At 40.8% G+C, this 24,096-nt stretch carries 21 protein-coding genes; 6 read left to right on the forward strand and 15 right to left on the reverse strand.

Annotated features, from left to right (window positions below):
* The 10 genes from skp to rpsB form a co-directional block, all read right to left on the reverse strand.
* Positions 1 to 495 carry a molecular chaperone Skp gene (gene skp / locus PROVALCAL_RS06670; RefSeq protein ID WP_006658401.1) on the reverse strand — a complete coding sequence of 165 codons (495 nt, stop codon included), beginning with the start codon at positions 493 to 495 and terminating at the stop codon, positions 1 to 3.
* Between the two features lie 87 nt (positions 496 to 582).
* Complete coding sequence (gene bamA, locus PROVALCAL_RS06675; RefSeq protein ID WP_006658402.1) at positions 583 to 2,997, reverse strand: outer membrane protein assembly factor BamA; 2,415 nt, start codon at positions 2,995 to 2,997, stop codon at positions 583 to 585.
* 41 nt (positions 2,998 to 3,038) lie between these two features.
* Positions 3,039 to 4,391 carry a sigma E protease regulator RseP gene (rseP, locus tag PROVALCAL_RS06680; RefSeq protein ID WP_006658403.1) on the reverse strand — a complete coding sequence of 451 codons (1,353 nt, stop codon included), beginning with the start codon at positions 4,389 to 4,391 and terminating at the stop codon, positions 3,039 to 3,041.
* Positions 4,392 to 4,399: 8 nt separating this feature from the next.
* Positions 4,400 to 5,266, reverse strand: a complete 867-nt coding sequence (cdsA, locus tag PROVALCAL_RS06685; protein WP_006658404.1) for a phosphatidate cytidylyltransferase — start codon at positions 5,264 to 5,266, stop codon at positions 4,400 to 4,402.
* Positions 5,267 to 5,272: 6 nt separating this feature from the next.
* Positions 5,273 to 6,025, reverse strand: a complete 753-nt coding sequence (uppS, locus tag PROVALCAL_RS06690) for a polyprenyl diphosphate synthase (protein WP_006658405.1) — start codon at positions 6,023 to 6,025, stop codon at positions 5,273 to 5,275.
* Between the two features lie 181 nt (positions 6,026 to 6,206).
* Positions 6,207 to 7,400, reverse strand: coding sequence for a 1-deoxy-D-xylulose-5-phosphate reductoisomerase (gene ispC, locus PROVALCAL_RS06695; RefSeq protein WP_006658406.1), 1,194 nt, complete (start codon positions 7,398 to 7,400; stop codon positions 6,207 to 6,209).
* Between the two features lie 149 nt (positions 7,401 to 7,549).
* A complete protein-coding gene (gene frr / locus PROVALCAL_RS06700) occupies positions 7,550 to 8,107 on the reverse strand; it encodes a ribosome recycling factor (RefSeq protein ID WP_006658407.1) in 558 nt (185 codons plus the stop codon).
* A gap of 108 nt (positions 8,108 to 8,215) precedes the next feature.
* Complete coding sequence (pyrH, locus tag PROVALCAL_RS06705; protein ID WP_006658408.1) at positions 8,216 to 8,944, reverse strand: UMP kinase; 729 nt, start codon at positions 8,942 to 8,944, stop codon at positions 8,216 to 8,218.
* A gap of 206 nt (positions 8,945 to 9,150) precedes the next feature.
* Positions 9,151 to 10,002, reverse strand: coding sequence for a translation elongation factor Ts (gene tsf / locus PROVALCAL_RS06710; RefSeq protein WP_006658409.1), 852 nt, complete (start codon positions 10,000 to 10,002; stop codon positions 9,151 to 9,153).
* A gap of 147 nt (positions 10,003 to 10,149) precedes the next feature.
* Complete coding sequence (gene rpsB, locus PROVALCAL_RS06715; protein WP_006658410.1) at positions 10,150 to 10,875, reverse strand: 30S ribosomal protein S2; 726 nt, start codon at positions 10,873 to 10,875, stop codon at positions 10,150 to 10,152.
* Positions 10,876 to 11,551: 676 nt separating this feature from the next.
* Here rpsB and map point away from each other — a divergent pair.
* The 4 genes from map to PROVALCAL_RS06735 all read left to right on the forward strand — a co-directional run bounded on the left by map (position 11,552) and on the right by PROVALCAL_RS06735 (position 16,826).
* Positions 11,552 to 12,349: a type I methionyl aminopeptidase gene (map, locus tag PROVALCAL_RS06720; protein ID WP_006658411.1), complete on the forward strand. Its 798-nt coding sequence runs from the start codon at positions 11,552 to 11,554 to the stop codon at positions 12,347 to 12,349.
* 105 nt (positions 12,350 to 12,454) lie between these two features.
* A complete protein-coding gene (gene glnD / locus PROVALCAL_RS06725; protein WP_006658412.1) occupies positions 12,455 to 15,094 on the forward strand; it encodes a bifunctional uridylyltransferase/uridylyl-removing protein GlnD in 2,640 nt (879 codons plus the stop codon).
* Between the two features lie 59 nt (positions 15,095 to 15,153).
* Positions 15,154 to 15,981, forward strand: coding sequence for a 2,3,4,5-tetrahydropyridine-2,6-dicarboxylate N-succinyltransferase (gene dapD / locus PROVALCAL_RS06730; RefSeq protein WP_006658413.1), 828 nt, complete (start codon positions 15,154 to 15,156; stop codon positions 15,979 to 15,981).
* A 458-nt stretch (positions 15,982 to 16,439) separates the two neighbouring features.
* Entirely contained in the window at positions 16,440 to 16,826 is a 387-nt protein-coding gene (locus PROVALCAL_RS06735) for a DUF3461 family protein (RefSeq protein WP_006658414.1), read from the forward strand.
* A gap of 84 nt (positions 16,827 to 16,910) precedes the next feature.
* Here the strand turns inward: PROVALCAL_RS06735 and PROVALCAL_RS06740 are convergent, their stop codons facing one another.
* From PROVALCAL_RS06740 to PROVALCAL_RS06750, 3 genes are read right to left on the reverse strand one after another with little or no spacing between them, the layout of a single operon-like run.
* Positions 16,911 to 17,363 carry a flavodoxin gene (locus PROVALCAL_RS06740; protein WP_006658415.1) on the reverse strand — a complete coding sequence of 151 codons (453 nt, stop codon included), beginning with the start codon at positions 17,361 to 17,363 and terminating at the stop codon, positions 16,911 to 16,913.
* A gap of 24 nt (positions 17,364 to 17,387) precedes the next feature.
* Entirely contained in the window at positions 17,388 to 18,146 is a 759-nt protein-coding gene (truC, locus tag PROVALCAL_RS06745; protein WP_006658416.1) for a tRNA pseudouridine(65) synthase TruC, read from the reverse strand.
* 3 nt (positions 18,147 to 18,149) lie between these two features.
* Positions 18,150 to 18,488, reverse strand: a complete 339-nt coding sequence (locus tag PROVALCAL_RS06750; protein ID WP_006658417.1) for a YqcC family protein — start codon at positions 18,486 to 18,488, stop codon at positions 18,150 to 18,152.
* Between the two features lie 247 nt (positions 18,489 to 18,735).
* Here PROVALCAL_RS06750 and PROVALCAL_RS06755 point away from each other — a divergent pair, with 247 nt between their 5' ends.
* On the forward strand, positions 18,736 to 19,632 hold the full coding sequence (locus PROVALCAL_RS06755) for a VirK/YbjX family protein (RefSeq protein ID WP_006658418.1): 897 nt from the start codon (positions 18,736 to 18,738) through the stop codon (positions 19,630 to 19,632).
* 383 nt (positions 19,633 to 20,015) lie between these two features.
* Here PROVALCAL_RS06755 and syd read toward each other — a convergent pair whose 3' ends face one another.
* Complete coding sequence (syd, locus tag PROVALCAL_RS06760; protein WP_006658420.1) at positions 20,016 to 20,576, reverse strand: SecY-interacting protein; 561 nt, start codon at positions 20,574 to 20,576, stop codon at positions 20,016 to 20,018.
* A gap of 155 nt (positions 20,577 to 20,731) precedes the next feature.
* Between syd and queF the strand changes: the two genes are divergently transcribed.
* Positions 20,732 to 21,577, forward strand: a complete 846-nt coding sequence (gene queF / locus PROVALCAL_RS06765) for an NADPH-dependent 7-cyano-7-deazaguanine reductase QueF (protein ID WP_006658421.1) — start codon at positions 20,732 to 20,734, stop codon at positions 21,575 to 21,577.
* A gap of 383 nt (positions 21,578 to 21,960) precedes the next feature.
* Here the strand turns inward: queF and PROVALCAL_RS19995 are convergent, their stop codons facing one another.
* Entirely contained in the window at positions 21,961 to 23,766 is a 1,806-nt protein-coding gene (locus PROVALCAL_RS19995; protein ID WP_006658422.1) for a hypothetical protein, read from the reverse strand.
* Between the last annotated feature and the right edge of the window lie 330 nt (positions 23,767 to 24,096).

The raw sequence follows: 24,096 nt of genomic DNA on the forward strand, positions 1-24,096 counted from the left end.
TTATTTAACCTGTTTTTGAACCTGGCTGGTGATATTGATACCATCTTTTGCATACGCAACTGCGTTTGCATCGATAACAACATCATAGCCTTCTTTCGCTGCAACAGCTTTAATAGAATCTTGGATACGGCTCAGAATTTTATTACGCTCTTCAGATTGACGACGACGATTGTCTTCCTCAAATTTTTGAGCTTTTTCTGCAAACTGGTCACGTTTAGTGATTAATTCTTTTTCCTGCTTTTCACGATCACTAGTGCTCATAGTCGCACCGTCACGACGCAGTTTTTCTACGCGTGATTGCAGATCTTTTTCCAGATTTTGCAATTCAGTAGCACGGCTTTTGAATTCACTTTCAAGCTGCTTAGCAACGGCTTCACGAGCAGGCATGTTTTGGAAAACTTCGCCAACATTCACGATAGCGATTTTTTCAGCATACGCACCCGCAGACATTGCTAAAGCAATACTCACACCCGCTGCACACAACAATTTTTTCACACTAAACTCCTTAACCCATTCTTATGGCTGGAAATTTTGGTAGCCCTCATTCTCTTATGAGGGCTGATTTCGATAGAGACTGGGCTATTACCAAGTTCTACCAATATTAAATTGGAACTGTTCTGACTTGTCGCCTTCGTAATCCTTGATAGGTTGCGCATAGGAGAAGACCAGAGGTCCAAGCGGCGAAATCCACTGTAAAGCAATACCCGTAGAAACACGGACATTGGTTGCTGTACCGTAGTCAGGCATACCTGCACGCCACGCTGGGTTAATACTATTCCAATTGGTATCCCATACTGTACCCGCATCCACAAATAGGGATGTACGGATTGTATTCGCATATTTTTCGTCGACAAATGGCGTTGGGGTGATCAACTCAAATGAACCTGCATACATCGCGTTACCACCAACTGCATCGCTGGATGGGCTACCTGGCTCAGGACCATCTTTGCCATTAATATTCTTCAGATAAACCGCTTTCGGACCGATGTTATTCGAACGGAAACCACGGATGGTGCTAGAGCCCCCTGCATAGAAGTTCTCATAGAATGGCATTTGTTTGCTACCAATACCATCACCATAACCTGCCTGTGCACGACCTAACACAACCCATGTTTCATCATCATTCAGTGGGAGGTATTGGGCAGTATCAAAACGCAGTTTGTAGTATTCGTTATCAGAGCCAGGGATTGTCACTTTACCTGAAACGCTGGTTTTGTTACCCGATGTTGGGAAGAAACCACGGTTTAAGGAGTTATACGTCCAACCTAAGTTCAGCGTAAAGTCATCCGCCCTGAAGCTTTCTTTGTTACGACCATCTTTAGTCACCGGTGGATTTTCACCCATAGATTGCAGATAATCCCACATAGCTGCTTGCGCACGCATGTCAGACAGGTCGTTATGAACATAACCCGCACCAATACGGAAGGAGTTATTTTCATTGAATGGGAAGCTTAATGTGCTATCTAGGCCATACGTTTTGTTGTTATAGCCAGATAAGTCCGCATCTTTCGCACTAAAGTCGTTATAGAAAATACGTCCACCCAGACTCACACCGTTAACAGTGAAGTAAGGGTCTGTCATTGAAAACTCGACGTTGGTTGAGTAGTCATTTCGGCTGGCATTAATACCTACCGCATTACCAGTCCCCAACCAGTTATCCTGAGTCACGCCAACTTGGAAGCTCACGCCACTTTCAGTACCAAAACCAACACCAAAGTTCATTGAACCGGTATTACGCTCTTTAACTTTATAGATGACATCAACTTGGTCTGGGCTACCTGGAATACGCTGAGTTTCAACATCAACTGTTTCGAAGAAGCCTGTACGGTTCAGACGTTCTTTACCTAATTCAACTAAATCGTTACCTAACCACGCCCCTTCCATTTGACGCATTTCACGGCGTAAAACAGAATCTTTACTGGTGTCGTTACCTTGGAAACGAATTTGACGAACATAGAAACGGTTACCTGCATCGACGTTCACATGTAATTTAACGGTTTTATCTGCATCGTTAATTTCAGGTTGGGTCATGACGCGTGGGTACGCATAGCCATAGCGACCAAATAAATCTTTAATTTGGTTTTCCATTTGAGTCACTTGCGCACCATTGTATAACTCGCCTGGTGTGATAGTGATCAGTTCTTGGATATCTGCTAAATGCTCAGCCGTATTACCATTAACGTCTACACCGGAAATCTTATATTGATCGCCTTCAGTCACATTAATCGTAATGTAGATATCTTTCTTGTCTGGCGTCAGACTCACTTGTGTTGAGTCGATATTAAAACGTGCATAACCGCGATCAAGGTAGAAACTACGCAGAGTTTCTAAGTCTCCCGCCAGTTTTTGTTTTTGATATTTTTGGTCAGCCGCAAGGTTCCACCATGGCACATCGTCACGTAATTGGAGTTTATTCACCAATTCCGCTGTCGAATAATTTTTATTACCTACGATGTTGATCTGCTGAATTTTTGCAGATACGCCTTCAGAGAACACGAATTTTAAATCCACGCGGTTACGTGGTAATGGTGTGACCACGGCTTTTACTGTTGCATTGTATTTACCAACGCTGTAGTAAAAATCCTCTAAGCCTTTTTCAATATTCGCAATTTTAGTGCGGTCTAATGCCTCACCCACACGGATATTTGATGCTTCCAAGTTCTGCTTTAGCATGTCATCTTTTACAGATTTATTTCCTGTAAAAGTGATACTCGCGATGGTTGGTCGCTCTTTAACTTGAACGATCAGCGTGTTTCCATCACGCAGGACCCTAACATCTTCGAAGTTACCCGTAGAGAATAGCGAACGAATCGAACGACTAATATCTTCGTTATCGATTGAATCCCCGACCCTGACAGGCATGTTCAATAATGCTGCACCAACGGCGACGCGTTGTAGACCTTCGAAACGAATGTCTTTAACTACGAATCCGTCTGAACCGTATGCAGTGGCGCTACCTAAAAGCAGCGACGCTATGAGCAACTTTTTCATCGCCATCGTTGTTATGCGTATTCCTTACTGGTCCCAAGCTTACAAAATTAGAAGCGAGAGAAATCATTAAAAAGTGCAAGCCCCATTAACAAAATCAATGCCATTGCACCAATTCGAAAACTAAAGTCTTGTACTCGCTCAGACACCGGACTCCCTTTAATTTTTTCAATTAATAAGAAGAGTAAGTGCCCCCCATCTAACACAGGCAATGGAAATAGATTGATGATGCCTAAATTCACGCTAATCAGCGCAATAAACATCAAATAATATACCAAGCCTGACTCCGCCGAAACCCCCGCACCTTTTGCGATAGATACCGGACCGCTCAAGTTATTGAGTTTGACATCCCCAACAACCAGTTTACCCATCATATTGACAGTCAATTTCATCAACTGCCACGTCTTATCGCTAGCTTGATATAGTGCAGAAACAGGATTGTACTGTTGCACCATTTTATATTCATCTGCTAACGGTAACACTGTTAATTCGACACCCGCAACACCAAAGCGCTCACCTTTTTTACCCTCTTGAGCATCAGGTACCAAGGTTAAAGTGATCAATTGCGAATTTCTTTGTACGGCTAATTTTAGTGGTGTCCCCGGATTATTTCGGATAATTCTCGTGACAGGATTCCAATCGTCCAACACTTCTCCGTTGACACTGATAATTCTATCTCCCGGCTTTAAACCGGCACGTTCACCCGCTAAGCCTTCCGTTACCTTATGGATAACCGGATCAACTTTCGCAGACACTGGCATAATGCCAATGGATAAAATTGGGTCCTGTTTTTCAGGATCAAATTGCCACGAACTTAAATCTACTGTTTTAGAAACCGGCTCATTATATCCTTGAGGCAAAACTTGTGCAGTAAATTCCCTATCACCTATTTTACTCACCAATGCTAAACGAACTGAATTCCAATCAGGTGTTTCGATACCATCTATCGATTTTAGTTCCATCTGAGGCTCAAAATTTGCCTCAGCGGCAATAGAACTCGGTTTAATACTCTCAATCACTGGGCGAACTGACGGTATCCCAATCATAAAGACAATCCAGTAGACAACAATAGCAAGCAAAAAGTTCGCAAGAGGTCCTGCGCTAATAATGGCGGCTCGCTGCCCAACTGTTTTGTTATTAAAAGCCAAATGTCGACGTTCTGGGCTCACTTCACCAACGCGTTCATCGAGCATTTTGACGTAACCACCCAGCGGGATCAGTGCCAAAACAAACTCGGTGCCATGTTTATCAACTTTACGCCAGAGTGTTTTACCAAACCCTATAGAGAATTTTTCAACGTAAACACCGCAACGACGCGCGACCCAATAATGCCCAAATTCGTGCACGGTAATCAGCACACCAATTGCAATAATAAACGCCGCTAAGCTCCAAATAAATCCCATTAATCTTCCTAAAGACCAAAACCGTTAAAAACTAACAAATTCAGCCCTGCAAATACGGGAATTGCCGCAGTTAGGCTATCAATTCTATCTAATATTCCGCCATGACCTGGGATCAAATGGCTACTGTCTTTAATACCTGATTGGCGTTTAAACATACTTTCTGTCAAATCACCAAACACTGATACTACAACAACAATAATTGAAGTCACTAGTAAATAATCTGGCATTGCAGGGATTGGGGCATACAGGCTAAATAACCATGAGATAATTCCCGCAGTAATCAAACCACCGATTAAGCCTTCCCATGTTTTACCCGGAGACACTTTCGGTGCCATTTTATTACGCCCTATCGTACGTCCAAATGCGTAAGCGCCGGAGTCCGCTCCCCATACCAACAACATGACATACAGCAGCCACCATGCTCCAACAGAGGTATCCGCTTGATAACCAATCGTTCTTAATACCATCATACCGCTGTAGAAAGGTACGATAGTTAATACACCAAATAGCAATCGAATTATGACTGATTTGCCCCACGATGCCGATGCAGGGTAAGTCACCACTAATAAAATTGCGGCAATCCACCAGATTAAACCCGCCCATAGGCTATATAAAATAAACGAGGAATTGGCTAACGCAGTCATATCAAGCAGAGAAAATTGTATTGCGAGTAGTGCCACTGCAAATACAACAGCTAAACCAATACGTTTAGCTGGAGAGTGCCATCCTGCAAATTGGGCCCATTCCCACGCACCTAGAGCACAGACAGCTATCACAACTAGACCGAAATTCGCTGGAGACAGTAAAAAAAGTGCAGCAATAACAATTGGAATTAAAATCACCGCAGTGAGTAAACGATACTTCAGCACATCCATCCCCTTTTATTTGACAAGTTCGTCATCTGATTCTGCCCCACCATAACGGCGTTCGCGCTTGCTAAAAGCATCGACTGCATCCTGAAACACCATTTCATCAAAATCTGGCCATAAAACGTTGGTGAAATAAAATTCCGCATACGCAACCTGCCATAACAAGAAATTACTAATGCGATGTTCTCCACCTGTACGAATAACCAAATCAACACACTCTTGATCATGCATACAAATGTGGTCACTAATCGTACTTTCCGTGATGTCATCGACAGACAACTCACCACGATTCACTTTCTCATATACTTGTTTAACACTATTAACGATGTCCCATCGTCCACCATAATTGGCGGCAATATTCAGCTGTAGCCCCGTATTATTCGCTGTTAATGCTTCGGCTTTATCAATTCTTTTTCTTAAAGTTTCACTAAAGCGACCAACATCACCAATAATTTTTAGTTTTACGTTATTTTTATGCAGGTTTTTGACTTCATTATCTAATGCAAAAACAAACAGATCCATCAGTGAACTGACTTCTTTCTCGGGTCTTTTCCAGTTTTCACTGCTGAATGCGTAAAGTGTGAGAGAACGAATATTATTCTTTACTGCAAAACGCACAGAACTACGTACAGATTCAACACCTGCTCGATGACCAGTAATTCTGAATTTTCCTCTCTGCTTTGCCCATCGCCCATTGCCATCCATAATGATAGCAACATGCTTAGGCATCATAGAATCAGAGAGATTTTCACCACTAGAGTTCATTAAATGTTAATCCTTGTCTGTACTACTTGGGAAATCCGGCTCAATCATAACTCTTATAATTATAATTGCTGATAAGACACATCCTTAATTTACTTATTGTTGATATGCTTTTTATTCTCAACCCGCCACATATTAAAGATATATTATAGTTATCAGCAACTAAATAAATCACATATCAAGATTAAAATTCTTGAGTAATGAGTTGAGCGGCTTCACGACGAGCACAAGCATCGATTTCTAAGACCTCATCAATGGATGTGGGTTCCGAAAAATCTAATTTATCCATAATCTTGTGGTTGATTTTTGCAATATCCGTAAAACGAATTTTCTCTTCCAAAAATGCGCCTACGGTAATTTCATTCGCACCGTTTAATACTGTGGTAGCCGCTTGGCCTTGGTGGCATGCATCGATAGCCAATTTCAGGCAAGGATAACGTTGATAATCAGGTTCAACGAAAGTCAGTGAAGATAATGTAGTGAAATCCAATGGTTTAGCACCAGAAATAATACGCTGAGGGTATGCCATGCTATACGAAATTGGTGTACGCATGTCCGGCGTTCCTAATTGAGCAATCACACTGCCATCACGATAACGCACCATCGAGTGGATCACCGATTGTGGGTGAATAATCACTTCCATCTGTTGTTCAGTCGCATTAAAAAAATAACAGGCCTCGATATATTCTAGCCCCTTATTCATCATCGTTGCAGAATCAACGGAGATCTTACGCCCCATAGACCAATTTGGGTGGTTACACGCTTCATCAGGCGTCACTTGGTCAAAATAAGATAATGGCGTATCCCTAAATGGTCCACCGGACCCCGTCAAAACAATGCTGGAAATACCGGAAGCCGTTAGATCTGCAAAACCTAAATTCAGCTGAATTTCTTCAGGTAAACTTTGGAAAATTGCATTATGCTCGCTATCTATTGGGAAAACTGTAGCATGGTGCTCACGAATCGCATTAAAGAATAAACGGCCACTGGTAATCAGAGACTCTTTATTCGCTAATAATATTCTTTTTCCTTTACGGATAGCCGCTAGCGTTGGCAAAAGTCCTGCAACCCCCGTAATAGCTGACATCACTTGATCTGCTTCATCGAGTCCCGCGAGTTCAATTGCTGATTCTTTGCCCGATAAAACGTCTGTTTTGCAGTTATTTTCCGTCAAAATAGAACGCAATGCTTTCGCGGCACGCTCATCAGACATGGAGACATATTTAGGATTAAATTCAAGGCACTGGCTCGCCATTTCAGATACATTTTGACCTGCAACTAATGCAAGAATTTGGAATTTATCAGGATTTTGACGAACAACAGAAAGTGTACTTGTACCGATTGAGCCTGTAGAACCCAGGATAGTAAGACGTTTCATAGTGATCAGATGCTCTGTATTAATTCAATACTGAGATTATATCAGCTTAGTGATGAGAAAGGATTGTTTAATAGAAATGATAAATAATAAAGCCATGCTAAAGCACACTTTTAAAAAATGTGTTCAGATGGCTTTATTATTAAGATGGATTAAAACTCCATCAGCTCCGCTTCTTTCTGAGCTAATGCTTCATCCACTTTTTTGATGAAATGATCAGTCAACTTTTGGATGTCATCCTGTGAACGGCGCTCGTCATCTTCACTGATTTCTTTATCTTTCAGTAAAGCTTTAACTTTATCGTTAGCGTCACGGCGGACGTTACGGATAGCAATACGACCTTGTTCTGCGTCACCACGTACCACTTTGATTAAGTCTTTACGACGTTCTTCAGTCAATGGAGGAAGTGGAACGCGGATAACAGTACCCGCTGAAGAAGGATTCAGACCTAAGTCAGATGCCATGATTGCTTTTTCAATTGCAGGAGACATGCTGCGGTCAAAAACAGAAATAGCTAATGTGCGTGAATCTTCAACAGTCACGTTAGCTAATTGACGTAAAGGCGTCGCAGAACCGTAATATTCAACAGTGATACCGTCTAACAGGCTTGGAGAAGCGCGGCCAGTACGAACTTTACTGATTTGACTTTTTAATGATTCAAGGCTCTTTTCCATACGGTCTTGAGCATCTTTTTGGATTTCGTTAATCACGTTATCAACCCTTAAGAACTAGTTATTAAAGGCCGCTAAGCAGCCTCGCTTAAATTGTCTGAATTTATGCTAGATAATACATTCAAACTCAGGTCATGTCTCTGAGTATTAATTGTGAGAAATCAGAGTTCCTTCGTTTTCACCCATCACAACACGGCGTAATGCGCCTGGCTTATTCATGTTGAAAACACGAATTGGCAGGTTGTGATCGCGGGCTAGCGTAAATGCAGCTAAGTCCATAACTTTCAATTCACGCTCAAGAACATCTTGATAATTCAGTTTTTCATACAGAACGGCATCAGGATCTTTGGCAGGATCTGACGAGTAAACGCCATCAACTTTTGTGGCTTTCAGTACAACATCAGCTTCAATTTCAATGCCTCGTAAGCAAGCCGCTGAGTCCGTTGTGAAGAATGGATTTCCTGTACCCGCAGAGAAAATAACCACACGACCATGACGCAATAAGCTAATGGCTTCAGCCCAGCTATAGTTATCACATACGCCATTGAGTGGAATTGCAGACATCAGTCTTGCGTTAACGTATGCACGGTGTAGTGCATCACGCATTGCCAGACCGTTCATGACAGTTGCTAGCATCCCCATATGGTCACCAACAACACGATTCATACCTGCTTGTGCCAAGCCAGCACCGCGGAACAAGTTACCACCACCAATAACCACACCGACCTGTATACCCAGTTCTATAAGTTCTTTGATTTCCTGAGCCATACGATCTAAAACGCTAGCATCGATACCAAAACCTTCTGCACCTTGTAGAGCCTCGCCACTTAGTTTAAGCAGAATACGCTGATAAACGGGTTTTGCATTGGTTGCCATGAGTTGTGTCCTAACAGGTCATTATTGGAGTCATACATAAAGAGTCACGCTCTCTATGCCGAAAAATGTATTTATACAGAATGCTACACAAAAATAGTTCAAGTTGCAGGAAGTTAAGTCGCTACTCTAAAAGAGTGCGAAAGCATGCAGCTTGAAATATGCAGTGTATTAAAGAAAGGCCGCCAATTGGCGGCCCTTTAAGTTGATTACTTGCTCATTGCAGCAACTTCTGCTGCGAAGTCAGTTTCAACTTTTTCGATACCTTCGCCAACTTCGAAACGGATGAAGTTAGTTACAGTAGCACCTTTTTCTTTCAGTAAGTCACCAACAGATTTGCTTGGATCCATTACGAAAGGCTGGCCAGTCAGAGAGATTTCGCCAGTGAATTTGTTCATGCGACCGATAACCATTTTTTCAGCGATTTCGCGTGGTTTACCAGATTGCATAGCGATGTCTAACTGAATTTGGTGCTCGTGAGCAACAACATCAGCTGGAACGTTGTCTGGAGTCACATATTCTGGTTTGCTTGCAGCAATGTGCATAGCGATGTGTTTCAGCAGTTCTTCATCTGCGCCTTCGCCAGCAACCAGAACACCGATACGAGCACCGTGCAGGTAGCTACCTACTTGTGCGCCTTCCAGAATAGCAACGCGACGGATATTGATGTTTTCACCAATTTTCGCAACTAACGCTGTACGAGCTTCTTCAAATTTTGCTTTCAGAGCGTCGATATCAGCATTTTTATCTGCAACAACAGAAGCTAATACTTCTTTACCGAATGCTAAGAAACCAGCATCTTTAGCAACGAAGTCAGTTTCACAGTTCAGTTCGATCAGTGCGCCAGTTTTACCGTCGTTGAAAACTTCAGTCAGAATAACGCCTTCAGCTGCAACGCGACCTGCTTTTTTAGCCGCTTTTGCTTGACCTGATTTACGCATGTTGTCGATTGCTAATTCGATGTCGCCGTTAGCTTCAACTAATGCTTTTTTACATTCCATCATACCTGCGCCAGTACGTTCGCGCAGTTCTTTTACCAATGCAGCGGTAATTCCAGACATGTGATTTATTCCTCGATGTTCCCCGTGAGAGTTTTCTCACGAGGATAGTTCTGATTCACAGAGTACAAAAGGGGCCCAATCAGGCCCCTTCTAACTATATATAGCAGTACCTGTATAGCAATACCTAGTTAATAAGGGGTGACCTTATTATTCAGCTTCTACTAAGTTTTCTTCTGCTTGAACAGCCAGATCTTGTGAACGGCCTTCACGAACGGTGTTTGCAACAGCGCCCAGATACAGTTTGATTGCACGGATTGCATCGTCGTTACCAGGGATAACGAAGTCGATACCGTCTGGATCAGAGTTAGTATCAACGATAGCGAAAACTGGGATACCCAGGTTGTTAGCTTCTTTGATAGCAATGTGTTCGTGGTCTGCATCGATAACGAACAGAGCGTCTGGTAAACCGCCCATATCTTTGATACCGCCTAAGCTGTTTTCTAACTTACCAAGTTCACGAGTACGCATCAGCGCTTCTTTCTTGGTCAGTTTGTCGAAAGTACCGTCTTGTGACTGAACTTCCAGATCTTTCAGACGTTTGATTGACTGACGAACAGTTTTCCAGTTAGTCAGCATACCACCTAACCAACGGTGGTTAACGAAATATTGATCACAGCTGTTAGCAGCTTCTTGAACGGCTTCGCTTGCAGCACGTTTAGTACCAACAAACAGAATTTTGCCTTTACGAGAAGCAATTTTAGTCAACTCAGCCAGAGCTTCGTTGAACATTGGAACAGTCTTTTCCAAGTTGATGATATGAACTTTGTTACGAGCGCCGAAAATGAAAGGTTTCATTTTAGGGTTCCAGTAACGAGTCTGGTGACCAAAGTGAACGCCCGCTTGTAACATATCGCGCATGGAAACAGTTGCCATTTTATACCTCTGTATATAAGTAATTGGGGTTATGCCTCCACGAATCCCATGCTACCGACTCTAAAGCTGCGTCTAAACGCATAAGAGCACCCCGGCGCATGTGCCGATTCGTGTGTGTTATTACACAATTGAGTTTTAGTTTACGCACATCCAATTGATGTCTTCGATGTTCATTCGCAAACCCAAGATTGGATTAAAAAATGAGATAAAGAGAAAAATATGGATTGCCGGCGCGCTTTATACCATAAAATGCAGTTGTAATCCAATAATTGTTGTTTTTTTCACTGATAAAAACCGAAATAGTCATTCCCGTCACGACGAACTTTACCGCAAAATAAAATCACTATTTAGCAAATTTGGAACGACAACAAAACGATAGCGAAAAATGCGAGAAGTAAAAACTATTCCATCTAGAATAGATGAGCAATTTTGGCAATTTGTGCTCTAAAAAGCTCAATTTGAACAAACCCACCTTAAGGCTTGGCTTACCCTATGCCTCATTCGTTGTTTTTAACCCGACTATAGGCGCCTAAACATATCGCCTACTAGTTGGCAGAAAATGCGGTGACTGTTACCATACTCAGCATCAACAGTAAAAATGTCGCAACAATTGCCCATTTCGAATCCCTTTTTTTAACATGTCTCAAATTCTTGCAGACATATATGGACTGAACTCATGGCTATTATTATCAAAACTGAAGAAGATATTCAGAAAATGCGTGTTGCTGGTCGCCTAGCAGCAGAAGTGTTAGAAATGATTGCACCGCATGTTGTGCCGGGAGTCAGTACAGGTGAACTGGATCGCCTTTGCCACAAACACATTGTTGAGCAACAACAAGCGATCCCTGCCTGCCTTGACTACCATGGTTTTCCTAAATCTGTTTGTATTTCTGTGAATGATGTTATCTGTCACGGAATTCCAAGCGACGATAAAATTCTAAAAGACGGTGATGTGGTTAACATTGATGTTACCGTTATCAAAAATGGCTTCCACGGTGATACTTCTAAAATGTTCATCGTCGGTAAACCAACGATCCAAGGCGAGCGCCTGTGCCAAGTAACCCAAGAAAGCTTATATTTGGCAATTCGCATGGTTAAACCGGGTATCCGTTTACGTACTATCGGTAAAGCAATTCAAGAATTTGTTGAAAAACAAGACTTATCCGTTGTTCGCGAATATTGCGGACACGGTATTGGTGAAGGCTTCCACGAAGAACCACAAGTTCTACACTATGATGCAGATGACAGCGGTGTTGTCCTGCAAAAAGGAATGACATTTACTATCGAGCCAATGGTCAATACAGGCGATTACCGCATCCGCACCATGAAAGATGGCTGGACCGTGAAAACCAAAGACCGCGGTTGGTCTGCGCAGTACGAACACACCTTAGCAGTGACTGACAATGGCTGTGAAATTTTAACTCTACGTAAAGAAGAAGAGCCTTTTATTTCGGCTGTTCTGATTAACGAGTAATCATCTTTAAGCTCCTCGTATGAGGAGCTTAGTTTTACTGTTCATCCCTGCTAAAAAAACGTAAGCTGATCATAATCTCTGTATGGCTCTCAACACGGACAGATCATGATGACAGCACCTTCAAACAGCTACCTCTCCCCCACTCAGTTCCAACCTTCTGACCTTGAGCTTTCAGCGCTTCGACAACACGTTGATCAATTTGATGCTTGGCAAGAATCCGCTTTTCACCAAGGGCAAAATGTCGTGGATTTACTGCACGCGCGCAGCGACTACCTTGACGCCTTACTGACCAAGCTCTGGCAATCTTACCAATTTGATCAATGTGCCAATATGTCACTGATTGCAGTGGGCGGCTACGGGCGTCATGAACTTCACCCGCTGTCAGATATTGATATTTTAGTCCTAAGCCAACAGCCTCTTCCTGAAAATATTGCCACCAAAGTGGGACAATTTATCACCTTACTTTGGGATCTACGCTTTGATATTGGGCACAGCGTTCGCTCACTGGAAGAGTGCATTGAGGCAGGAAAACAAGACTTAACCACTGCCACTAATTTGATTGAATCTCGTCTAATTTGTGGTGATATCGCGCTATTTTTAACCTTACAGAAAACCATATTTAGTGATGACTTTTGGCCTTCAGCCACTTTCTTCGCCGCTAAGTTGGCAGAACAGCAAGAACGCCACCAGCGTTATCACAGTACCAGTTACAACTTAGAGCCTGACATTAAAAGTAGCCCCGGAGGATTACGAGATGTTCATACCTTACTGTGGGTAGGACGACGTCATTTTGGCGCAACGACCGTAGATGAAATGGTTGGATTTGGCTTTCTCACCGAAGAGGAACGCCATGAGCTCAAAGAGTGTTTAACATTCTTATGGAAAATTCGATTTGCCTTACACTTGGTCGTTAAGCGCTATGATAACCGATTACTATTCGACCGCCAATTTAGTGTTGCACAATCATTAGGTTATACCGGTGAACGGAACCAGCCTGTCGAACGTATGATGAAGGATTTCTATCGCGTCACTCGCCGCGTTAGAGAACTAAACCAAATGCTACTTCAGCTCTTTGATGAAGCCATCTTAGCGTTGAATCCAAATGAAAAACCACGACCTATCGATGAGTATTTTCAACTACGTGGTAATTTAATCGATGTTATTGATGAAATGCTGTTCATCAAGCAGCCCGAAGCCATTTTAAAAATGTTTTATCAAATGGCGCGCAATCCGAATATTGACGGTATTTATTCCACAACATTACGCCAATTACGGTTTGCAAGGCGCGATCTTAAGGTTCCTTTATGTGAAATTCCTGAAGCGCGCCGTATGTTTGTGAAAATATTGCGCCACCCCAGAGCAATCAAAGGGGCATTTGTGCCCATGCATTTACACAGTGTTCTCAGTGCCTATACCCCGTTCTGGAGCAATATTGTGGGTCAAATGCAGTTTGACCTATTCCACGCCTATACCGTGGATGAACACACCATTCGCGTTCTACAAAAAATTGATAGCTTCACACAAGAAGAAAATCGCCGCGAGCACCCTCTCTGCGTCAGTGTTTACCCGAAAATTTTGCAGCCAGAGCTCCTACGATTAGCCGCCATGTTTCATGATATCGCCAAAGGACGCTCTGGAGATCATTCTGAGCTAGGAGCTGAATTTGTCTATGAGTTCGCTCTACAACACGATTTTACGACCAAAGATGCCGAACTCGTTGCATGGCTAGTGAAAAACCACCTGCTAATGTCCGTAACAGCGCAGCGCCGAGATATTCAAGATCCTGATGTGATTAAACAATTTGCTGGAAATGTAAAATCGACCGCTCGCTTAAACTACCTTATGTGCTTAACCGTTGCGGATATTTGTGCCACAAACAGTACATTATGGAATAGTTGGAAACAAAGCCTGATTCGCGAACTCTACCTTTCAACAGAGCATCAGCTTAACCAAGGAATGCAAAGCACTCCAGATCTTCGAGAGCGCATTCGCCATCATCGTTATCAGGCACTATCGCTGCTACGCCAATCTCATATTGATGAAGAACAGCTCAACAAATTATGGTCCCGCTGCCATGCGGATTATTTTCTACGCCACACCCCCATGCAACTCGCTTGGCATGCTAATCATCTGCTCAAACATGATTTAACCCAACCATTGATATTAATCAGCACGCAGCCCAAACATGGTGGAACGGAGATTTTCATCTGGTGTCATGATAAGCCACACTTATTTGCAGCAGTTGCGAGTGAACTTGATAGACGCAATTTAAGTATTCATAGCGCTCAAATTTTTACCAATAAAGATAATATGGCGATGGATACGTTTGTTGTACTTGAACCCAATGGCTCACCACTTTCAAAAGATCGATACGAACATATTCGCAAAGCCTTGTTGCTCGCCGTTCAACAACCGGAAATCCCATTACCAAAACCGCGCATGATCCCAGCTAAATTGCGTCATTTCAGCGTACCAACGAAAGTGAATTTCTTGCACTCCAATCATGAACGTCGTACCTACATGGAGTTATTCGCCCTCGATCAACCTGGACTGCTTGCCAAAATAGGGCATATTTTTGCCCAAATGGAGATTTCGTTATACGGTGCCCGTATCACCACTATTGGTGAAAAAGTCGAAGACTTTTTTGTTCTCGCCGATAAAGAACACAAAGCGCTGGATAAAAATATGCAACAAGAGTTATCAGAAAGGTTGACAGAAGCCCTTAAATCGAAGGATAAATTATAGTGCCAATCTGATTTATGGCATGTCCCTGACTGAGAACCATTGTAGGAGAAAAAGCATTAATGCAACAATTACAAGCAATTATTGAGCAAGCATTTGAAGATCGCGCATCGATTACGCCTAACACCGTGACACCTGCCGTCAAACAAGCAGTGACAGAAACCATCGCATTATTAGATAGCGGTAAACTGCGCGTGGCAGAAAAAATTGGCGGAGTTTGGGTCACTCACCAGTGGTTGAAAAAAGCCGTTTTACTCTCATTCCGTATTCATGATAACCAAGTCATTGAAGGCGCAGAAAGTCGTTATTTTGATAAAGTTCCGATGAAATTTGCTGACTACGACAAAGCCCGTTTTGAACGTGAAGGCTTCCGCGTTGTGCCACCAGCCGCAGTACGTCAAGGCGCTTATATTGCTAAAAACAGCGTATTAATGCCATCTTACGTCAATATTGGGGCGTATGTAGATGAAGGCACAATGGTTGATACATGGGCAACCGTGGGTTCTTGTGCACAAATAGGTAAGAATGTTCACTTATCTGGTGGTGTTGGTATCGGTGGTGTTCTTGAACCATTACAAGCGAATCCGACTATCATCGAAGATAACTGCTTTATCGGCGCACGTTCTGAAGTCGTTGAAGGGGTGATCGTCGAAGAGGGTTCTGTTATTTCCATGGGCGTTTACTTGGGTCAAAGCACCAAAATTTATGATCGTGAGACTGGTGAGATTTTCTATGGTCGCGTCCCTGCCGGCTCTGTTGTAGTTTCAGGTAACTTACCCTCTAAAGATGGTAGCTACAGCCTATACTGTGCAGTGATCGTGAAGAAAGTGGATGAAAAAACCCGCGGTAAAGTGGGTATCAACGAGTTATTAAGAAGTATTGATGAGTAATATGCGGATAATTATCCTCTAACTACTTAACCAATCTCAAAACTCTCACCTCCCCCTTATATTTTAAGGGTTACAAGGTGCCAAACGCAAAGCTACCCCGAAGCGCATACTTTGTCTGCAAATCGGGTAGCCGAGTGACCCTTGATCCACAATGAAAAATTCCTTCCCCTAAGCATAAATACCCCGTTAAGTCAGCGGAAGCCTCTGGGTTATAGATAAATAACCTAAATAATAAAGTATTTTTTATTAGAAAGAGAGGTTGGTCAAACACGATTAATCGCGCATAATATGACCGAGAATTTACCGCCCTTGGTCAATTAACTGCTATTATTAGATGGTTATTTTGTCACTCATCATTCTATAAGCAATTAGGGCTCAGTAAATGGTTATAAAGAGAGACCGCTTTGTTTATAACCCCAAGGTCATTGACATAGTCCCTTACGATTAAGCGAGCTAATATGTACGACAATCTGAAAAGTTTAGGTATCAGCAATCCACAAGATATCGACCGCTATTCCCTGCGCCAAGAAGCTAATAACGACATTTTAAAAATCTATTTTCGTAAAGATAAAGGTGAGTTCTTCGCTAAAAGCGTGAAATTTAAATACCCACGTCAGCGTAAAACGGTAGCAGCCACTGATGGTAGCAATAACTTCAAAGAAATTAACGAAATCAATACTAACTTACGTTATGTAATTGAAGAATTAGATCAAATTTGTCAAAGCGACCACACTGATATCGATTTAAAACACAAAATCTTGGATGACTTACGTCATTTAGAGCATGTGGTATCCAACAAAATCGCAGAAATTGAAGCCGACCTTGAAAAGTTAACGCGTAAATAATCGCGTTTTCCCACTGCACTGTAAATCCTCGTTTGGTATTCAACCACCAATACTTTTACAGTGCAGATGCTTGTTTTATCATACTTAAAGCATATCAGCCCAAGCCTGTAACCATGCTTTAGCAAACTCTTCGGGCTCTTCCACTTCAGTCGCATCAATAAATAAGATATCGCCAATACGACTGCCAGATTGCTCGGCTAACAGCTCATCGAATTGCTTTCCTGCCCCACAGAAATTTTCATAACTGCTATCACCTAAAGCAATGACGCCATATCTCAGCTCAGGCTGATAACCGATAACATCTTTAATTTCATAAAATAGGGGCGCGATCGTATCAGGGAAATCACCTTGCCCAGTGGTAGAGGTGATCACCAAAGCAATACCTTCACCTGCATTATAGACTTGCCAATCCGCCAATGTCGGCTCATCAAACACTTCAATTTCATGACCTTGCTGTTCAAGAATCTCTTGCGCCACTTCTGCAACGGCTAATGCATTACCATATACCGTCCCGACAAAAATTCCGATTTTGGACATAATGCCCCTCCTTATGAAAAAATATCAAATAGAACGATTGATAACATCGATGTCGAGCTCATTGACGGTGTCAATCCATCCAAATTGCTCAATGAGTGATAGCCATTGTGCATCCCACGATGCGACTAAGGGTATTTTTTCTTCTGTTATAGGGTGAATAAATATTAGCTGACTAGCATGTAGCATCAAACGTGAGACAGAAAAATGCTCAGCCACACCGCGATTTTGCCGTAAATCACCATGCTTGCTATCCCCAATAATTGGGTGGCGCAAGTGGGACATATGCCGTCTTAATTGATGCTTACGACCTGTTTCTGGTTTTAACTCGACAAGACTAAAACGGGCAGTATCATAGCGACCGATAGCGACAGAGCACTCGACTGTTGCCAACGGTTTATAGTGAGTAACACACTCTTGTAGCCTTGGTTCTTTCGTCGCATTTTTATCTGCAATTTTGTCGAGCTCTTCCAATAACGGATAGTCCAACCTATCCCCATCCATGACATAGCCTCGAACAATCGCATGATACACTTTTTCCATACGATGCTGCTCAAACTGCTCTGCCAGTAGCCTTGCTACATCACTGGACAACGCAAACAGCAAAACGCCTGATGTCGGTCTATCAAGACGGTGAATAGGAAAAACATGCTGCCCAATTTGATCTCGCAATGTTTGCATGACAAACACCGTCTCTTTACTATCGAGCCAGCTGCGATGAACTAACATGCCTGCAGGTTTATTGACCGCAACCACATACTCATCTTGATAGATAATTTCCAGCATCTGTTACTCGCCCATCATAGTGAATTGAAAATAGCTATCTAACTCACGAAGATGGTCTAGGAACACAATAAAGCGCCCTTCCTCATCTTCTTTGTAGATTTCCTCAAAATAAGGGGCAATAGCAAAATTGTTCGGTAACATCGCACCTTGATCTATCATTGCGGTTAGGCGGGGAATTAAGATCCACTGTAACCATTGCGCAGCTTCCATCGTATCAATAGCAAAAGGTTCTACGCTTTCAAACGCTTCAGGGCTTGGTGGAAGCTCATCCCATAGAGATTTGTCTCTCATTTCCATTTCGAGATGCCCGAGTTTCTCTAGAATGCGTTGCTCAATATTCATACTAAAACCTATTCGACTGTAATAATTCAAAATATACCGTATTTTATGGCACGGTTCTGTCGCAAACATGGGGATGGCTGAAGTAAAAAGCAATCAAACGCCCTCAAATTATTCCGCTATATCCTTTCGCTCATATTTATTAAAAAATTAATAATCATTTATCATTTATTGTATATTTGGCATTTATTATCAAATGTTTTTCTATACAGTTTGCTTTTTTCATTATTAACATAAAGATGGTTTATCTATGGGACTATTAAAGCAGTGGCGTCAACAAAATCAGACATGGAAATCTTTCACTAACAAATATGTACAGCTAAAAAGAAAGATTCGCATTGCTAGATTGCCTTCACAACAATATCAGCAATATCAATCGATGTGCGACAACTATCAGAGCGCTCTATTATCCGCGTCCATTGATGGCGTACCACAATTTATTGAGCGTCCTATAAATAAATATCTGCACAAAGCGTGGAGTGGTAAAGAAAAGTTATCAACTGCGAGCTACACATTAGACTTAATTGAAAGAACCTTTACCCCCGAAGCCATTACTGCCATGTTTTCGGATAAACGTGAAGGACTGACTATTGCTAATATTGAGCTAAAATCCGGTGATTTTGCTCAATTAAAAATGATCTATTCCCAATATCCTCGTGAAGGGGATCTCTCGATTCATTTACTCAATGAAACTGGCGATGAAATCTATCTAATGAGTTTCTCATTCGGGGAGCAAGGTCAACTCTATGTGTGTTCTCTACAAGGACCATCTACCGAGCAGAGCGTAGAGCAAGTGAAATCTATCACGAAACAAATGCACGCAATGAGGCCTAAAAATCTGTTAATGTCAGCCATTTATGCTGTAGCGGCTTATTTCCAAATCAAATCCATTAACGGGATTTCGAATAACTGTCATATCAAGAGCCAACATTTAAAATCCAGCTACGATACGTTTTGGGAAGAGTGTGGCGGTGTATTAAATTCTGCGGGATGGTATCAGTTACCGCTTCAAGAACCCGTACGTGATATTGAATCCGTTAAAAGCCAGAGACGCTCTGAATTCCGTAAACGCGAGGCGCTACGAGAAGCCATGTTCCAGAACATAGTTCAATCCCTTACCCTCTACTCAAACACGGCGCAGAAATAAAAAAAAGTAGCCAGTTAAAAACTAACTGGCTACTTATCTATCAACTGACTTGCATCCTGCAATGCGACTTCCTGCCGCCTAACATCCTGTTAGAAAAATGAGCAAATTAACTGCTCTGCTAGGCTATCCATTTCCTTGTTTTTAAAATGTAAATCGCTAAACAACTACCCTGTCCAGCCCGATAAGAATGTATTAAATCCATTAATGAAACAACCTAGTATTCCATTCTTATGTAGTTCAAAAAATAATAAAAAACTTAAAATAGATAGTAATGCCATGAAATTAAAAGTTAAATAGTTATCATTTCAGTAAAATGAAAATTTATTAAGATATGGCTTAACCCAATTGTAGGTAATGACTTACAGTTCAATGCTGCTAATCTCTTACCCCTGAGATGATATAACTGGCTTCAACTGTTGAATAAAACTCGCAAGATTTTCTGCAATTACCCGTCGCTGCTTACTCCCGAATGTTTCCACAATAATTTCTCCCGTTAAATTACACATGGAAATCATCTCTAATTCAGAATCTAATGTGGCGATAAACAGCGTTGGTGATAACTTTAATCGTTTTTGCGTCACCAGATGCCCAATCAGGTTTTCTTGTAAACGAATAAAATCTTCTTCACTCCACACTTGAACCAAGTCCAATGACAGATCATTGAATGTCGCACACATATCTCCGGCTAATTGCGTAGTATAAAAAGCATGGATGTCATCTTGTAATTGCAAGTCGACACCATTAGCTACATTACTTAGGCTTTTTTCTGCTAATGGAAATGGTTGAGGCTCCCAATAAACCACATCGTCACCAGTACGGACGATACAAGGAGACGGTACGCCATAAAGTTCAGAGGAACTTGGCGGTAATCCCGTAACGTCTTGCCACTTTGCTACATACTGGCTAGTAAAATTTTTAATTAAATCAGAGATTATTGTATTCATCGTTTTTCAACTGTTAGAAATAACATTATTTAAACCAATTTAAATTGGCGGACTCAATATTACAGATAAGTGGTATTATGACAGAAGTTAACAAACGAATAAAACGTACTCAGTTTACCTATTAAGGACTGATGCGCCGAAAGATAAGGATCACTATGTCTCACTATCAGAATAACCCTGCTCTCGATAATTTAACGCTGGGAAAGAAGACGGCTTATCATGACCAATATGATGCCGCTTTATTACAAGCTGTACCACGCAGTCTTAATCGAGATCCTTTGGACATTCATGCTGATAGCCTGCCATTTCACGGCGCAGACATCTGGACACTGTATGAGCTTTCTTGGCTAAACGCCCGCGGAGTCCCTCAAGTTGCTATAGGCTCTGTTAGTATTGATGCCACAAGTGAAAATCTCGTGGAATCCAAAAGTTTTAAGCTTTACCTCAACAGTTTCAACCAGACCCGTTTTGAAACGTGGGAAAATGTGCGAACCGTTTTGCAAAAAGACCTAAGCCGCTGTGCTAACGGCGAGGTTAAGGTTACACTTTATAAGCTTGACGATTTCACTCAGCAAGCCATTCACCAATTCCAAGGTGTCTGCATTGATGAGCAAGAGATTGACATCGATAACTATGAATTTAATCGTCAGTATCTGGTCGATTGTACCCAATCAGAGGTCGTCGAAGAAATCCTCGTCAGCCATCTGTTAAAATCAAATTGCTTGATCACCAACCAGCCTGATTGGGGTTCAGTACAAATTCATTATCGTGGTCCGAAAATCAATCACGAAGCGTTATTACGTTACCTCGTCTCATTTCGTCATCATAATGAATTTCATGAACAGTGCGTGGAACGCATTTTCAACGACATAACAATACTGTGCAAACCGGAAAAGTTATCGGTATATGCACGCTATACTCGCCGAGGTGGATTGGATATCAATCCATGGCGCAGTAATGAACAATTTGAGCCTGAAACGGGTCGTTTGGCACGGCAATAAGTACCTACTAAATTGAAAAACAGTGTAATTTAAGAGAATGCTATTTAAATCATTTTCAATGTAATTCACGCGTCAATAGCCCAATTGGGTAAAGGAGTGTTACTTGATTACTCATATCAGTCCATTAGGTTTTAAAAACAACAAACACCCTTATTTTTCAATGAATTAAATAAATTACAGTTTATTTATTATACTACTAAATACAACACTCTACTCTAAATACATCAATAAGTTAAGGTGCCATTTCGAACGAAAAAGAGGGGAATCCCCCCCTCTGAACTCTCATCTCACATATTAAATTTAATAGTTGTAGTTAAAATAATATTAACATAACATTATTTTTAATCATCATAAAAACATGACATACAAAGGTGCTCAATATACTATTTAACATTAGTGTCTGTTAAAACTGTTTCTCTGAACGCAAGTACTTTCATTATTACAGCAATTATTTTTTCATTAACTTCATTTCCTTGACTGGTAAATAAAATATCTTTTTTCCTTAATTCATTTAAATATAAAATAAAATAAGAAAACTCTTCAGGCAAGCCATTAACGTCATGTTCATGAAATTCATTATTATAAATCGATTCAATCAAAGATAAACACTTGTGCTTGTCATTTTCATTTAATATCGCTCTCTCCCCATATGAACAAGCAATCACTATCTCTTTCAATATTTTAATTTGGATTGCTGCATCAGATCTAGGTAAGTTTATACTATAACCCAATCGGTCAAGTGGATTTATCAATAGTAATGTTATATTTTTCACATTACTCAAATCCATCAATAAACCAATAGTCTGAATATTTAACTCATTTTGATTATAGTAATATGTGGCTCTTTTTAATGAATTCCCTGAAATTGAAACCCCTTCATATGGATTTTGATGTAATAAAAGATTCAATGTATTCATTACGAATAAGCTCAACATTTCTGTCGCACTGCCTTTTTCTAAACTTCTCATTATACTTCCAGCCAACGAAGAACTTAAACTCATCGCTTGAGTTAATATTCTATGAGTTGTTTTAATTGTACTTTCTTGTGCAATAAATTTTTGCGCCTCCTTATCATTAGCGTCTGAACCGTATTTATACGCTTGCATCCAAGACTCACATAAAGCAACTAATACAATAGGAATATCAACATAACTTACTGCACGACCAATATGACGAACTATATTTCCAACTTGAGCGGCTCCTCCCAATGAAATTATAGGAGAAATTGCCAATAAAGTACTAGCGGTACATAAAGCAAACCTAGCAATAACAGAACCAGTGATCTTGTGTGACTCAATACACTGGTTAATCTCATCTATTAATTTAGGATACTGATAAAAAATTGTTGGAAAATGAAATAATAATGCCGAAACCAAATCCCCAAAAATCTTTACTTGAGATAAACTCATCGGTAATATCGTACTAAGAAAACCTTGTGATTTATTCAATAAATTATCATCTGATACAATAAAAGTATCGGAAAAATTATCATTTTGATATTTGCCATCAAAAAATAATGATTGTAATAAGAGATGAAAACTAATATTTCCACCAGTTCTCATCGCATATGGTAATTTGCTTTCAATAAATTTATGTAATGACAAATAGGTCCGATAAAAGCATCCTGATTCCTGATAAACTTTATTATATTGTTCACCATACATCCTCATTATTTGACGAACCTTATCTGCCCCATCTTGCTCGCAGGGTAAAATTTCACGAATAATAGCATCTAACTGATAAGTATATTTACAATTTAATATTTTGATTATTTTCTCATCAATATCAATCTTGATATTATCATGCAATAAACTTTCAACGCTTGAGAGCTCATTAGACTCTATACTATTTCTTTTTCCCTCGCCTAATACTTCATACTGTTCAATATCAATAACAACATCTTTCCCAGCATCAGATGATGCATAATCTATAGCATCCAAATAATCATTTAACGAATATACTGAACTAATTCTATCACTATAACTAACCTCTTTAGAATTACTACCCTTAACACTATTTCCAATATAAGTCAGTCCGGATTCAGACGTGGATTTCATAATAGAGGTGGTACTCTCACAAGTATTACTTACTGATATTACTTTTGTTTGACTTACATTTTCATGCTTTTTATCTTCATAATCAGGAATATCAATAATAATGTGGTTTTTTATATTAGATGGTTGCAACATAACTATACCTAACTATAAGTCAAGGTTACTAACCTATTCATTTGAATTGTAAATTTTATATTTGAAATCAACAAATTAACTAGGCGTTAGCTAGTCATTTACTATAGTAAATTATGCATAGTTTTTTTAACACGAAACTTATTTTTCATAATCATGAATCGTGCAGTTGCACACATCAATGTATCAAGTCCATATAGCTAGCTACACTTAACGCCATGCTACCTCGAGCATATATGAGTAAAATCATTCAGTTACCATATAAAATCCTATTCCATATACTTAAAAAAACAACAATCACTACATCAAAAACAATCTATTTAGGTAGTATCC

The organism is Providencia alcalifaciens DSM 30120, assembly GCF_000173415.1.
Classification (GTDB): Bacteria; Pseudomonadota; Gammaproteobacteria; order Enterobacterales; family Enterobacteriaceae; genus Providencia; species Providencia alcalifaciens.